Here is a 14389-nt window from a genome sequence, read left to right as displayed (position 1 = left end):
CGGGTCCCTTCGAGGTACGCATGACTCCGGATCAAAGATTCGCCCGGCGGGTCCAGGCGGCCATCATCCTGTTCGTCCTGCTGTTCGCCTACTTCCTGGCGGCGGACCTGTGGATGCCCATCACGCCCCAGGCGCAACTGACCCGTCCGGTGCTGCGCATCGCCCCACGCGTGGACGGCCAGGTGCTGGACGTCGCCGTCAGCAACAATCAGCACGTCGAGGCCGGCCAGGTCCTGTTCCGTCTCGACCCCGAACCCTTCCGCCTGGCCGTGCGTGCCGCCGAGCTGGCGCTTGAACAGGCCGAGCAGGACAACCGCCAACTCGACGCCGCTATCGCTGCGGCCCGTGCCGACCAGGTCGCCGCCCAGGCTTCTGCCAGCGAGTTGCAACGCGAGGCTGCGCGCCTCGGGCGTCTGGTGCAGAGCCAGCACGTATCGCGCCAGCTGTTCGAGCAGACCGAAGCGCAGCGTCAGGCCGCCCAGGCCAAGCTGAGTGCCGCCGGTGCGCGCATTCGCGAGCTCGTGGCCCAGCGTGGCGCCGTCGGCGACGACAACCTGCGACTGCGCCAGGCCCGTAACGCGCTGGAGCAGGCGCACCTGCAACTGGAATACAGCGAAGTGCGTGCCGAGCGCGCCGGCACCTTGAGCAACCTGCAGCTGTCCCCCGGCGCATTCCTGCATGCCGGCAATCCGGTGGCCGCGTTGGTGGCGGATGAAGCGGACATCAGTGCCGACTTCCGCGAGAAGGCCCTGCGCTATGTGCGCCTGGAGGATGGTGCTGCGGTGGTGTTCGACGCGCTCCCCGGCCACATTTTTGCGGCCAGGGTCAGCGCCATCGACGCCGGCGTGAAGGAGGGGCAGCTCGACGCCAATGGCGATCTGGCCGCTCCGGCGATCTCCGACCGCTGGGTGCGTGACGCTCAGCGCCAGCGCCTGCACGTCAGCCTGACCGAAACCCTGCCCTATACGCTGCCCAGCGGCGCCAAGGCGACGGTCCAGCTCTACCCGGGCGACTCGCACCTGGCGGACCTGTTCGGCCGTCTGCAGATCGCCGCGATCAGCATCCTGCACTACGTGTATTGATGAACCGCAGGACAGCTCTGACCGAGAACGACCTGAGGCAATGCCTGCGTCTCGCTGGGGGCGGCACCCTCGGGCTGTTCATCTGCAAGTTGATGGGCTGGGACAACGGCTCGTTCTTCTGCGTCTATCCCATGCTCCTGCTCGGCCTCACGCCGGTCATCAACGCCCACATCGTGCGGCAGTTCCTGCTCCAGGCCGTGGTGGTGAGTGTCGAGGTACTGGTGATCTACGGCCTGTTTGGCGACCGACCGCAGATGATAGTGCCGCTGGCTTTCCTGGCCTTCTTCTGGCGCTTCCGTCTGATGGCCCAGGGGGCGCTCTTCATGTTCGGCGCGCTGGGCAGCGTGTTCCTCTCCATCCAGCTTCACTTCGCCAGTTACCCGGAAACCCACCTCTACGACCTGGTCACCAGCAACCTGGTGGCGGCGGGGCTGACGGTCCTGATCGCCTGGCTTATGTTCTTCCTCTTCCCCGATGCCGAGCCGCGTCCGCTGAAGCGGATACCGGCCAAGGACGTGCCCAGCCAGCGCCACGAGGCGATCCTCGGGGCGACTATCGCCACCCTGTCCTTCATGCTGTTCCAGAGCTTCGACCTGAAAGATTCGCTGTCGGCCCAGGTGGCGTCGATCCTGGTCCTGTTCCCCATGCACTGGAACGGCATCCGCTTCGCCGGCCGCATTCGCGCCCTCGGCACCCTGCTGGGCTGCGCCATTGGGCTGGTGCTGCAGCTGGTGCTCTACAGCCATTACGACGTGCTGCCCCTGGTGACCCTGATGTACTGGACCGCCGCCCTCTGCTGCGCTCGCCTGCATGTGCTGGAAGGCGCGCAGGGCATTGGTTTCGGCGCACTGACCACCTTGGCCATCGTCTTCGGCCAGTACCTCACGCCGCAGCACGACGTGGTGTACTCCATCGCCTATCGCCTGAGCTCGGTGTGCGTGTCGGTGTTCCTCACCCTGGTCGCGGTGTTCGTCCTGCACCGGTTGCTCAACCGTTTCGTTGCCTTCCGTCATGCCAGTCATGCCTGACCGTCGGCTCGCGTGCCGTCCGCACTTTTGCCTGCCTAATCTGTCGAAGGCAGGTCCTATGAAGGTAGCGGCCGAATGGAAACGTCCCTCGAATCTCCAAGCGAACTGGAAAAACTCACCCTTGCCCTTCTTCACAGCCGGGGCGAAGTCGAACGGCTGCGCGAACGCGAGGCCATCTTCAGCAGCCTTCTGGGCAGCGTGAACGCCGTGCTCTGGGCCTTCGACTGGGAGGCGCAACGGATCATCTACGTCAGCCCTGCCTACGAGACCATGTTCGGGCGCTCCGCCGCGCTGCTGCTGGCGGACTACAGCGAGTGGCGCAACTGCATCTACCCGGATGACCTGGAATACGCTGCGCAGAGTTTCGCCGAAGTGCTGGAGAAGGGGGCCATCGAGGCCCGCGAGTACCGCATCATCCGCGCCGACGGCCAGCTGCGCTGGATCAGCGACAAATGCTTCATCAGCCAGGGCGGCGGGGAAGGCCAGCCGACCATCGTTGTCGGCATCGCCGAAGACATCACCGAGAAGAAGCAACTGGAGGGTGAACTGCATCGCCTGGCGACCACCGACGTGCTGACCAAGAGCAGCAACCGACGGCACTTCTTCGAATGCGCCCAGCGCGAGTTCGAGCACTCGGTGCAGTTCGGCAGCCCGCTGGCGTTCATCCTGCTGGACGTCGATGACTTCAAGAAGATCAACGACACCCATGGCCACCAGATCGGGGACCAGGTGCTGCAACGCATTGCCCAATGCGGCGGCAATACCTTGCGTCGGGGCGACCTGTTCGGCCGTATCGGCGGCGAGGAGTTCGCCGCCGTCCTGCCCGGTTGCCCGCCGGAACTGGCGTGGCAGATCGCCGAACGCCTGCAGCGGGAAATCCAGCGGATGGGCTTCACCGTCGACGGCAAGAGCTTCGGCGTCACCGTCAGCCAGGGCCTGGCGAACCTTCGTGACGACGGCAACCTCGACAGCCTCTACGCCCGCGCCGACGCGGCCATGTACCAGGCCAAGCGCGGCGGGAAGAATCAGATCGTCCTCGCCGACTGACCCCGATCCCACCTTGTGGGCGCGATTTCAATCGCGAATGACTTAGCTCCCCCAGGTGCGGCTGCACCTACAGTGCAATGAACTCTGGCCGCATGCCTTCCACTCGCTGCAGCACAGGCGGCAGGTAATCGCCGTCACCGGTGAGCTGGTGGAGCAGGCGTTCGCGCAACCTGTGGAAATCCGCGCCGGTGCGCTGGCGCGGGTGCGGCAGGTCGATCTCCACCACCGACTTGATCCGTCCGGGCCGCGGCGCCATCACCACCACGCGGTCGGCCAGGTAGATCGCCTCTTCGGCGTCGTGGGTGACCAGCAAGGTCGTGATGCCGGAGCGTTCGCGGATGGCCAGCAGCTCGTCCTGCAGCTGCTGGCGGGTCAGCGCATCGAGGGCGCCGAAGGGTTCATCCAGCAGCAGGATGCGTGGGCTGGCTACCAAGCCGCGGGCGATGGCCACGCGCTGGGCCATGCCGCCGGAAAGCTGATGGGGGTAGGCCGACTCGAAGCCTGTCAGCCCCACCAGCTGCACGAACTCGTGTACCCGTCGAGCGCGTTCGCCCTGGGTCAGTTTTTCGTTCACCAACCCCAGGCCGATGTTCTGCGCCACGGTCAACCAGGGGAACAGCCGGTGCTCCTGGAACACGATGCCGCGCTCGCCACCGATGCCCCGGACCGGCGCGCCGTCCACGCGGATCTCGCCGTTGTATTCGGTATCCAGACCGACCAGCAGGCGCAGCAGGGTCGACTTGCCGCACCCACTGGAACCGACGATGGCGATGAACTCGCCTTCGTTGATCGCCAGGCTGAAGTCCTGGATGGCCTCGAAGGCCTGGCCATCCACGGAGAAGACCTTGCCGACCCGGTCGAAGCTGACCAGCGGCGCGATGGCGTGGGGTTGGTTGGCCGCATCCCGGGCCGAGGGGTTGAAGGCGTTCATGCGTTTCTCCAGCGCGTCGCGCGCGTTTCGATGCGTTGTCCGAGAGCGCCGAGCAAGGCGCCGACCAGGCCCACCAGGAGCATGGCTGCCATTACCTGGTCCATGCGGAACATCTGCTGGGCGCCGAGCATCAGGCTTGCGATGCCGCCGTCGGATGGCATGAAGTACTCGGCGCCAATGGTCCCCAGCCAGGCGTAGATCAGCGAAAGCCGCAGGCCGGCGAAGATTGCCGGGGCCGCGCCGGGAAGGATCAGCAGGCGCAGACGTCTGGCCAGGTCCAGACGCAGGGTGCGGGCCACTTCGCCCAGTTGCGGCGACAGGCTGGCGATGCCGCGCTGGGTCGCGATGAACAGGGGGAAGAAGGCTGCCAGGCTGACGAACACCACCTTGGCCGCCTCGCCCAGGCCGAACCAGGCAGTGAGCAGCGGCACCCAGGCGAACAGCGCAACCTGGCGCAACGCCGACAGGCTTGGCCCCAACACCCGCTCGGCGTGGCTGGAAAGCCCCAGCAGCAATCCCAGCAGGAGTCCGGCGCCACCGCCGACAACCAGGCCAGCCAGGGCACGCTGCAGGCTGAGCTGCATGGCATGTGGCAGGGAACCATCATCGAAGCCATCCGCCAGGCTGCGCAGCACGTCCAGCGGCGACGCCAGGATATTGCGGTCGACCCAGCCGAGGCTGCTGCTGGCCTGCCAGAGAATCAGCAACGCTGTGGGCAGCAGGACCCCCTGCAGGCGACGCCAACCCCGTGCATCGCTGTGCTGGCGTTGTTCCCCTGTGGCCGGTTGCGGCCAGTGCAGCAAGCGCCGCTCGACGAGCCCGAAGCCACGATCCATCAGAGCGCCTACCAGGCCGATGAGCAGGATGCAGAGGAAGACCAGGTCCAGCATGAACAGCTGGCGTCCCCAGACCATCAGGTAGCCCAGGCCTTCGCTGGAGGCCAGCAGTTCTACTGCCAGCAGCGAAGTCCAGCCGGTCGCCAGCGCCAGACGGAAACCGGTGAGGAAGGCGGGCAGGGCAGCCGGCAGCAACAGGCGCAGGAACAGCAGGTGGCGCGGCAAGCGTAATACGGCGGCGGCCTCACGAAGCTTGGGCTGGGCATCGCGCACGCCGACCAGGGTGTGCAGGGTCACCGGCACCACCACCGCCTTGATCAGCACCACCAGCTTGAGCAGCTCGCCGATGCCGAAGAACAGCATGAACAAAGGAATCCACGCCAGGGTGGGAATCTGCGCCAGGGCCACGAAGGTTGGATAGACCAACGCCTCGGCGCGCCTCGAAGCCCCCAGCCAGGTACCTAGTAGTAGCCCGCCGGCAACCCCGGCCAACAGCCCCCAGAACAGTCGCTGAAGACTTATCCACAGATGGCTCCAGAGCTCGCCGGAGCCGAACTCGAGGCTGCTCTGCCAGACCAGTAACGGCGCTGGCAGTATCTGAGCGCTCATCCAATGGTAGTGGCTCGCCAGCACCCAGAGCAGCGCCAGGCCAAGGGGCAGCAGCCACGGCAGAAAGGCATCGGAATGGCCGCGCCACCAGCCGCTTGGATCGATTGCGGCGGGCGTCCAGGCAAAGGTCCGGCTCATGTCCATCTCCCGAACGGTGGTTCTTAGATTATTCTTAAAAAGAATAATAAACTAATGATTGATTCCTGAAATGGATAAGAGCATGAGTCGATAGCGTCGGGAAGGGATAGGCCGATGCGTTTTCCTCATATTTTTTATGCGGGTTCTGCATGCCACGGTGCAGGCCGCGTCGTGCCTGACTTAGGCAAAAAAATTATTAAAGAATGATTTTTTAATATTTGTTTGGCCTATGGCGTCGCGCCTAGCTTCCGTCCCACAGCGCCGGCCACTGCCGGCGGCAGCCCGCGAAGGAGCCCGCACGCCATGAAAACCCTGCTCAACCAAATACTCGGTGCATTCGCCTCACCCTTGCTGATCGGCGTGCTCGGGGCGTTCCCCCTGGCTGCCCACGCCGAAGCGGCCAAGCCGGAAGCTATCCGCATCGCTGTGCCCGACCTCAGTGCCGGTACGCAGCACAGCGCCGGTGGCGTGGTGGACGTACTGCGTGACCAGAAGGTCTTCGAAGAGGAATTCGCCAAGGACGGAATCCGTGTCGAGTGGCGCTTCTTCAAGGGCGCGGGGCCGGTGGTGAACGAGGCCCTGGCCAACGGCCAGGTGGACTTCGCCTACCTGGGCGACCTGGCGGCAATCGTCGGCAAGGCCAATGGGCTGGACACCCGGGTGATCAGCGCCAATACCCGTGGCGTGAAGAGTTACCTCGGCGTGGTGCCGGGCTCGGGCATCAAGACCCTGCAGGATCTCAAGGGCAAACGCGTGGCGGTGTTTCGTGGCACTGCCCTCCAGCTCTCCTTCGCCAGCGCCCTGGCCAGCCAGGGTCTCAGCGAGCGTGACTTGAAAGTGATCAACCTCGATTTCAATGCCGCCAGTGCGGCCCTGGCCGCCAAGCAGATCGACGCGACCTGGGGTCTCTCCAACTTGATCGCCCTGCGCGAGCGAGGTCTCGCGGAACTGCCGCTGAGCTCCCGAGACCTCGCTGGCGCGGGCAGCACCCAGGCGGTGCTGGTGGCTACCGGTGACTTCATCCGCCAGTACCCGGATGTGGTGGGGCGCCTGGTGAAGGCCCAACAGAAGGCAGTGAACTGGCTGCGCGACGACGCCAACAAAGGTGCCTACGTCGAACTGGTTTCGGGCCTGGCCAGCTATCCGCCGGGCATCCTCGCCAGCGATCTGGCCCAGGAAAGCCTGAGTCGCTATTTCGATCCACACCTTGACGCTGAATTTGTCGGCCTGCTGCAACAGGGCGTGGACCTGGCTGTCAAGGAACGCCTGATCCGCCGTGGTTTCCAGGTTTCCGACTGGGTGGAGCCGCGTTTCCTCGACGCGGCATTGCAGGGGCCGGGACAGGCCTCGCGCTGACAGGGAGTCGCTGACAAGGAAGTCATTTACAGGGAAGTCGTGGAGGCCGCCGCAAGGCGGCTTTTTTATCCACAGGGCATCGCGAATGAATTCGCTCCCACAAGCAGCGCACAGGCCTGAATCCTTGCATAGACAACCCCCTCTCCCTTCAGGGAGAGGGCGGACGATGTATGCGCGAACCTGCGACCCGCCTGGCGAATGAATTCGCCCCTACAGGGGCGCTCAGGCCTGAATACCTGCACAGACAGCTCAGAGGGTTGGGGGGAGGGCGGATCGCTCCTTACGCCGCCTGCTCCAGCGAGTCCAGCTCCACCAGCACTTCGATCAGCGCTCGCGCCGCCGGTGACAGGCGATAACCTGTGCGGGTGACGATGCCGCAGCGCGCGGCCAGGCTGTCCATCCGGTCTGGCAGGTTGCGCCAGTGCAGCAGGGCCAGTGCACCGCACTCCAGCAGCGGGGCGATGGTTTCCTGCTGGGCGATGCCGATGGCATCGGTCTGGCGCACCACCTGTACCAGCGTGGGCACATGGTCGCACTCCAGGTTGAGCTGGAAATCCGCCAGGCCGCTGTAGCTTGCCAGCAGCTTGCGGATGCCTGCCGGCATCCGCGTAGCGGCCAGCGGGTAGTCGAACATGTCATTGGTCGACAGGCTCTCCTTGAGCAGCAGCGGGTGCCCCTGGCGGCAGAAGAACCGGCCATAGCGCGGCGTCAGCGGCTGGGTCTGGAAGCTCGGGTCGGCCTCGAACTGGCGCACGTCGGCGATGAAGAACTCGATCTCGTCCCTGGCCAGGCGGCGCCCCAGTACTTCCCAGTTGTTCACCTCGAAATGGGTGCGGATACGCGGATAGCGCCGCATGAAATCGGCCAGGGCGTCCGGCACCAGCCTGGCGGCCGGCGCGGGGCCGCTGCCGAAGTACAACTCGCCGGCATCCAGCTTGGTCATCTGGTCGATTTCGCGCGCCAGGTTGCTCGCGCCCTGAACCAGGCGCAGGGCGTGCTGCAGCACCACCTGGCCTTCGGGCGTGGGGCGTAGGTCCTTGCTGCCCCGGTCCACCAGCTGGCAGCCGAAATCCTGCTCCAGGCCCTGGATGCTGCGGCTGAAGGCCGGTTGGGTTATCCCCATGGCGTCGGCCGCACGGACGAAGCTGCGGTGTTCGAGCAGGGCGATGAAGTAACGGAGCTGGCGCAGGTCCATGGTGCTTTTCCGGCATCGAAAATATAGGGCGAAGGCATTTGTCGCGGCATTGCGTGGGGTTTTAAATGCAGGCTCTTATTCCGTCAAATGAGTATTCGATAATTTATTAGATGTATATCGAATAAGCATATGGCTCATCTCCCTGACCGTGAGGACCGCACCATGAGCAATGCCGCACTTGCCCAACAGCAGGCCATCGAACTCGATATCCATCCCGTTGCCGGCCGAATCGGCGCCGAAATCCGGGGCGTGACGCTGTCCGGCAATCTGGATGCCGCTATCCTCGAAGCCATCCAGGCAGCCCTGGTTCAGTACAAGGTGATCTTCTTCCGGGGCCAGACCCAGCTGGACGACCAAGGTCAGGAAGCCTTTGCCAAATTGCTTGGCGAGCCGGTGGCGCACCCCACCGTGCCAGTGCGCGAGGGTACCCATTACCTGCTGCAGTTGGACGGCGCCGAGGGGCAGCGCGCCAACTCCTGGCACACAGACGTCACCTTCGTCGACGCCTATCCCAAGGCTTCCATCCTGCGCAGCGTGACCGCTCCAGCCGCCGGTGGCGACACTGTCTGGGCCAACACCGCGACCGCTTACCAGGACCTGCCGGTGGCGTTGCGTGAGCTGGCCGACAAGCTCTGGGCCGTGCACAGCAACGAATACGACTACGCCGCCACGCGCCCCCAGGTCAGCGCCGAGAAGCTGGAGGCGTACCGCAAGGTCTTCACTTCCACCGTCTATGAGACCGAACACCCAGTGGTGCGGGTGCATCCGGTGAGCGGCGAGCGCACGCTGGTGCTGGGGCACTTCGTCAAACGCATCAAGGGCCTCTCCCAGCCGGATTCAGCGCATCTGTTCGCCGTGCTCCAGGGGCATGTCACCCGCCTGGAAAACACCGTGCGCTGGCGCTGGCAGGCTGGCGATGTGGCGATCTGGGATAACCGCGCGACCCAGCATTACGCAGTCGACGACTACGACACCCAGCCGCGCATCGTCCGCCGCGTGACCCTGGCCGGTGACGTACCGGTGAGTATCGACGGGCAGCACAGCCAGACCATTCGCAAGAGCTGATTCCCCCACCAGCAAGCCCCCACCGGAACGATCCGCTGGGGGCTTTTTGCTTTTGTAGGGTGCGCTGCGCGCACCGATATCCCTGCGCCAGAGGCGTTGTGCGTGCAGCGCACCTTGCGAGGGCTAGATGCCTGCCGGGCATATATTCAATGCCCCTAAAGCATCGATTAATTTTTATCTTTTATTTTCAACGACTTATGAATCGCATATCTCTAAAGGTAATTAGTAAATCATTAAAAATTACTTTTAGAGATAAGTTGTTCAGCCAATCATCTCCCCATGGCCGACCGCTCTAGCTCGGCCATCTCGCCGGTCACTGGCCGGTTGCCTGTTCAACACGCCCGGCGGCACAGCCGGGCTTTTCAACTCCAGGAGTCTTGCCGATGGGCAATTTCCTCGAAGCCGATAGCGGCCGCGAACTGCACTGGCAGGAAGTACGCCGCCCAGGCGAGGTCCGCGACCTCGGCGTACCGGTGCGCCAGGCGCTGGACCGCACGGTCTTCCGTAGCCCTGGCGCCACCCGCGTGCTCAGCCGCCGCGAGGCCTGGCTGCTGGGCGCCTTCGCCCTGGTCCTGCACGGCGCCGTGCTGCACTGGCTGAGCCAGAAGCCCACCCCGCCGCTGCCGGAAGTGCCGCCGCAGATTCCGCCCATGACCATCGAGTTCACCGCCCCGGCCCCGCCGGTGGTGGAACCGCCGCCGCCGGAGCCGCCGCCGCCCGTGATCGAGCCGCCGCCCCCGGTGGTGGAGGAACTGGCCGTGAAGCCGCCGCCACCCAAGCCGGTGCCCAAACCCAAACCCAAACCCAAGCCGAAACCGCAGCCGCCCAAGCCCGCGCCGAAGCCCGTGGCCAAGCCGGTCGAACCGCCGCCCGCACCGCCCAAGGCCGAAGCCCCGCCCGCGCCACCGGCTCCGCCGGCGCCGACCCCGGTGACGCCACCCTCGGCCAACGCCGGCTACCTGAAGAACCCGGCGCCCGAGTACCCCGCCTTCGCCCAGCGGCGCGGCTGGGAGGGCACGGTGCTGCTGCGCGTGCATGTGCTCGCCACGGGACTGCCAAGCGAGGTCCAGGTGCAGAAGAGCAGCGGCCGCGAACTGCTCGACGAGGCCGCGGTGCGCGCGGTCAAGCGCTGGACCTTCGTGCCGGCCAAGCAGGGCGAAGTCGCCCGCGACGGCTGGGTCAGCGTGCCCATCGATTTCAAATTGAACTGATTCAGCGACTTTGCCTGTAGAGAGGAATTCACCATGGACCTGCTAACCAACCCCTTCGCCTCCATCGAGCACCTGGTGATCTGGCTGCTCATCGGCTTCTCCGTCGTCACCTGGGGCCTGGCCCTGGTCAAGGGCATCCAGTTCGCCCGCCTGAAGCGCCGCGACCGCCAGTTCCAGAAGCGCTTCTGGAGCGCCACCAGCCTGGACAGCGCCGCCGAACAGCTGCAGCAGCATGCCGGTGCCGCCGCTCACGTGGCCCAGGCCGGTTTCGCCGCGATCCAGGTGCAGGGGGGCCAACCCGGCGACCTGAGCCAGGCAATCAACCATCAGGACCGTCTGGAACGCGCCCTGCGCCAGCAGATCCAGCGGGAACGCCGCTCCCTGGAGTCAGGCCTGGCGGTGCTCGCCTCGATCGGCTCCACCTCGCCCTTCATCGGCCTGTTCGGCACCGTCTGGGGCATCATGGAAGCCCTCAAGGGCATCAGCGCAGCCGGCTCGGCCAGCCTGGAAACCGTGGCCGGACCGATCGGCGCGGCGCTGGTCGCCACCGGCGTGGGCATCGCCGTCGCGGTGCCGGCGGTGCTGGTTTACAACTACTTCCTGCGCAGCCTCAAGCTCACCGCCGCCGACCTCGACGACTTCGCCCACGACTTCTACCTGCTGGCACAGAAGAGCGCCTTCAAGCTGCTCGTCAATCCCGCCCCGGCGCGTGCCGCGGGCGCCGTGAAGGAGGCGTCCTGACATGGCCTTCTCCACCCAGGACAACGACGAAGTCCTTTCCGAGATCAACGTCACCCCGCTGGTGGACGTGATGCTGGTGCTGCTGGTGGTGTTCATCGTCACCGCGCCGCTGCTGACCAACGCCATCCCGATCAACCTGCCGAAAACCGAGGCCGTGGCCCCGCCCGAGCAGAAGGACCCGCTGGTGGTGAGCATCGACGGCACCGGCAAGCTGTTCATCAACAAGGACGAGATCCAGCCCGACCTGCTGCAGACCAGCCTGGAAGCGGCCAAGACCAAGGACCCGGAACTGCGCGTGCAACTGCAGGCCGACGACCAGGTGGACTACGGCGCCGTGGCCCGTGCCATGGCCTCCATCGAGCGGGCGGGGATCACCAAGCTCGCGGTGATTACTGCGCGCTGACAAGTTTTGGTCACCTTTCTTCAGGCAGGGGGAAGGTGGCCTTTTTATTCGCAACGACCTACGGGAACGCGCGCGGTGTCATTCTTGGACTCCGATCAACTCCGTCCCGTCAGGTGGAGGGTGGCCGGGCCGATCATTAACTTCATCGTAACGATTGCGCCCCGGGCTTGATTGATGACCCACCGGTCGCGCTCCTAAGGTTCGCTCCACGACAGCGGAACTCGTGGAGCCACCATGACAACAAGACCCTCTCCCCCGCCGCAGTGGTCGCGTCGGCGCGCTGAAAAGCAGCGCCGTCTCGACCAGGTACGCAACCTCGCCGATGGCGTCGTGCTGCCCAGCGAACGGATCGTCGAAGCCCTCGAAGCACTGATCGCCCCTGGCGACCGTGTGGTGCTCGAAGGCAACAACCAGAAGCAGGCGGATTTCCTCTCCCGCTCCCTGGCCAAGGCCGATCCCGGTCGTCTGCACGACCTGCACATGATCATGCCCAGCGTCAGCCGCGCCGAGCACCTCGATCTCTATGAACGCGGCATCGCCCGCAAGCTCGACTTCTCCTTCGCTGGCCCGCAGAGCCTGCGCATCGGCCAGTTGCTCGAAGACGGCCTGCTGGAAGTCGGCGCCATCCATACCTACATCGAGCTCTACTCGCGCCTGCTGGTTGACCTCATCCCCAACGTCGCCCTGGTGGCCGGCTTCATGGCCGACCGCGAAGGCAACATCTACACCGGCCCCAGTACCGAAGACACGCCGGCCCTGGTGGAACCCACCGCGTTCAGCGACGGCATCGTCATCGTCCAGGTCAACGAGCTGGTGGACGATGTGCGCGACCTGCCGCGCGTGGACATCCCCGCCTCCTGGGTCGACTTCGTGGTGGTCGCCGACAAGCCGTTCTACATCGAGCCGCTGTTCACCCGCGACCCGCGCCACATCAAGCCGGTGCACGTGCTGATGGCGATGATGGCGATCCGCGGCATCTATGAAAAACACAAGGTCCAGTCGCTCAACCACGGCATCGGCTTCAACACCGCCGCCATCGAACTGATCCTGCCCACCTACGGCGAATCCCTCGGCCTGAAGGGCAAGATCTGCCGCAACTGGACGCTCAACCCGCATCCGACCCTGATCCCCGCCATCGAGACCGGCTGGGTGGAGAGCGTGCACTGCTTCGGCACCGAACTGGGCATGGAGGACTACATCGCCCAGCGCCCGGACGTGTTCTTCACCGGCCGCGACGGCTCCATGCGTTCCAACCGCATGATGTGCCAGCTGGCCGGGCAGTACGCCGTGGACCTGTTCATCGGCGCCACCCTGCAGGTGGACGGCGACGGCCACTCCTCCACCGTCACCCGTGGCCGCCTGGCCGGCTTCGGCGGCGCGCCGAACATGGGCCACGACCCCCGCGGCCGCCGCCATGCGACCCCGGCCTGGCTCGACATGACCGAGCCGGTGACGATGCTCGAACGCGGCAAGAAGCTGGTGGTGCAGATGGTCGAGACCTACCAGGAAGGCGGCAAACCCACCTTCGTCGAAACGCTGGACGCCGTCGACGTGGCGAAGAAGGCCGGCATGCCCCTGGCGCCGGTGATGATCTACGGCGATGACGTCACTCACCTGCTCACTGAAGAAGGCATCGCCTACCTCTACAAGGCGCGCAGCCTCGAAGAGCGCCGCGCGATGATCGCCGCGGTCGCCGGCGTCACCGCCATCGGCCTGCGCCATGACCCGAAAGAGACCCTGCGCATGCGTCGCGAAGGGCTGATCGCATTGCCGGAAGACCTCGGCATCCGCCGTACACAAGCCACGCGGGAACTGCTGGCGGCGAAGAGCATCGCCGAACTGGTGGAGTGGTCCGGCGGCCTTTACAACCCCCCAGCCCGCTTCAGGAGTTGGTGATGAGCGCACTGATTGCCCGCAATACCGACCTGCCCCTGGCCGACCGGCTGGCGGACCTGGCGGTGGACGCCCTGATCGACGAAGCCGACCTCTCGCCCAAGCCGGCACTGGTGGACCGTCGCGGCAGTGGCGCGCACAGCGACCTGCACCTGGGCCTGATGCATGCCTCTGCGTTGTCTCTCTGGCCCTGCTTCAAGCAGATGGCCGAGGCGGCGCTGGAGCTTGGCGACGTCGGTCAACCGCTGCGCGAAGCCCTCGGCCGGATTGGCCGCGAAGGTGAAGCGGCGATGCTCAGCATCACCGGCGGGGTGAATACCCACCGGGGTGCCATCTGGGCCCTCGGCCTGTTGGTGGCGGCACAGGCGCTGAAACCTGAAAGCCGCGACGCCCACGCCATCGCCCTGCGCGCTGCGCGCATCGCCCTGATCGATGACCGTGCGGTGCTCCACAGCGACAGTCACGGCGCCCAGGTCGCCCGTCGCTACGGTGCCCGTGGCGCGCGGGAGGAAGCCCAGCTCGGCTTCCCCGCTGTGATCGAACAGGGCCTGCCGCAACTGGCCCGCAGCCGTGCAGCGGGCGCCGGCGAGCAGAACGCCCGCCTCGATGCGCTGCTGGCGATCATGGCCACCCTGGCTGACACCTGCGTGCTCTGGCGCGCCGGCCTGGAAGGTCTCGCCGCCATGCAGCAGGGCGCCCGTGCCGTACTCGACGCCGGTGGCAGTGCCAGCCTTGCCGGCCGCCGCCAACTGCGCGCGCTGGACGCCCGCCTGCTGCAACTCAACGCCTCGCCGGGTGGTGCCGCCGATCTGCTGGCCGCCTGCCTGTTCCTCGATAAAGCCGGGAGCCTGTGA

General features: G+C 65.7%; 13 protein-coding genes. 10 read left to right on the top strand and 3 right to left on the bottom strand.

Annotated features, from left to right (window positions below):
* The first annotated feature begins 20 nt into the window (after window positions 1-20).
* The 3 genes from D6Z43_RS19300 (at window position 21) to D6Z43_RS19290 (ending at window position 3157) form a co-directional block, all read left to right on the top strand.
* Complete coding sequence (locus tag D6Z43_RS19300; protein ID WP_120653690.1) at window positions 21-1082, top strand: HlyD family secretion protein; 1062 nt, start codon at window positions 21-23, stop codon at window positions 1080-1082.
* A complete protein-coding gene (locus tag D6Z43_RS19295; RefSeq protein WP_120653689.1) occupies window positions 1082-2110 on the top strand; it encodes a DUF2955 domain-containing protein in 1029 nt (342 codons plus the stop codon). The genes D6Z43_RS19300 and D6Z43_RS19295 overlap by 1 nt, the downstream gene beginning before the upstream one ends.
* A 75-nt stretch (window positions 2111-2185) precedes the next feature.
* The gene (locus D6Z43_RS19290) at window positions 2186-3157 is read left to right on the top strand and encodes a sensor domain-containing diguanylate cyclase (RefSeq protein ID WP_120653688.1); all 972 of its coding nucleotides are present in this window, start codon (window positions 2186-2188) and stop codon (window positions 3155-3157) included.
* 67 nt (window positions 3158-3224) lie between these two features.
* Here the strand turns inward: D6Z43_RS19290 and D6Z43_RS19285 are convergent, their stop codons facing one another.
* A complete protein-coding gene (locus D6Z43_RS19285; RefSeq protein ID WP_120653687.1) occupies window positions 3225-4088 on the bottom strand; it encodes an ABC transporter ATP-binding protein in 864 nt (287 codons plus the stop codon).
* Window positions 4085-5671 (bottom strand): ABC transporter permease, encoded by a 1587-nt coding sequence (locus D6Z43_RS19280; RefSeq protein WP_371924242.1) that lies wholly within the window; start codon window positions 5669-5671, stop codon window positions 4085-4087. Before D6Z43_RS19280 ends, D6Z43_RS19285 begins: the two co-directional genes overlap by 4 nt.
* A gap of 303 nt (window positions 5672-5974) precedes the next feature.
* Between D6Z43_RS19280 and D6Z43_RS19275 the strand changes: the two genes are divergently transcribed.
* Window positions 5975-7027, top strand: a complete 1053-nt coding sequence (locus tag D6Z43_RS19275) for an ABC transporter substrate-binding protein (protein WP_120653685.1) — start codon at window positions 5975-5977, stop codon at window positions 7025-7027.
* A 280-nt stretch (window positions 7028-7307) separates the two neighbouring features.
* Here D6Z43_RS19275 and D6Z43_RS19270 read toward each other — a convergent pair whose 3' ends face one another.
* Window positions 7308-8222, bottom strand: coding sequence for a LysR family transcriptional regulator (locus D6Z43_RS19270; RefSeq protein ID WP_120653684.1), 915 nt, complete (start codon window positions 8220-8222; stop codon window positions 7308-7310).
* 162 nt (window positions 8223-8384) lie between these two features.
* On the opposite strand from D6Z43_RS19270, the gene D6Z43_RS19265 reads away from it, so the two are divergent.
* The 6 genes from D6Z43_RS19265 (at window position 8385) to D6Z43_RS19240 (ending at window position 14389) form a co-directional block, all read left to right on the top strand.
* Window positions 8385-9287, top strand: coding sequence for a TauD/TfdA family dioxygenase (locus D6Z43_RS19265; RefSeq protein ID WP_120655309.1), 903 nt, complete (start codon window positions 8385-8387; stop codon window positions 9285-9287).
* 383 nt (window positions 9288-9670) lie between these two features.
* Window positions 9671-10498 carry an energy transducer TonB gene (locus D6Z43_RS19260; RefSeq protein ID WP_120653683.1) on the top strand — a complete coding sequence of 276 codons (828 nt, stop codon included), beginning with the start codon at window positions 9671-9673 and terminating at the stop codon, window positions 10496-10498.
* Window positions 10499-10531: 33 nt separating this feature from the next.
* On the top strand, window positions 10532-11239 hold the full coding sequence (locus tag D6Z43_RS19255; protein WP_120653682.1) for a MotA/TolQ/ExbB proton channel family protein: 708 nt from the start codon (window positions 10532-10534) through the stop codon (window positions 11237-11239).
* Window position 11240: 1 nt separating this feature from the next.
* Entirely contained in the window at window positions 11241-11642 is a 402-nt protein-coding gene (locus D6Z43_RS19250) for a biopolymer transporter ExbD (RefSeq protein ID WP_120653681.1), read from the top strand.
* A 234-nt stretch (window positions 11643-11876) separates the two neighbouring features.
* Entirely contained in the window at window positions 11877-13538 is a 1662-nt protein-coding gene (gene mdcA, locus D6Z43_RS19245; protein WP_120653680.1) for a malonate decarboxylase subunit alpha, read from the top strand.
* Window positions 13538-14389 (top strand): triphosphoribosyl-dephospho-CoA synthase, encoded by an 852-nt coding sequence (locus D6Z43_RS19240; RefSeq protein WP_120653679.1) that lies wholly within the window; start codon window positions 13538-13540, stop codon window positions 14387-14389. The genes mdcA and D6Z43_RS19240 overlap by 1 nt, the downstream gene beginning before the upstream one ends.

It is taken from the genome of Pseudomonas sp. DY-1 (genome assembly GCF_003626975.1).
Lineage (GTDB): Bacteria > Pseudomonadota > Gammaproteobacteria > Pseudomonadales > Pseudomonadaceae > Metapseudomonas.
This window is presented reverse-complemented; position numbering and strand designations above follow the sequence as displayed.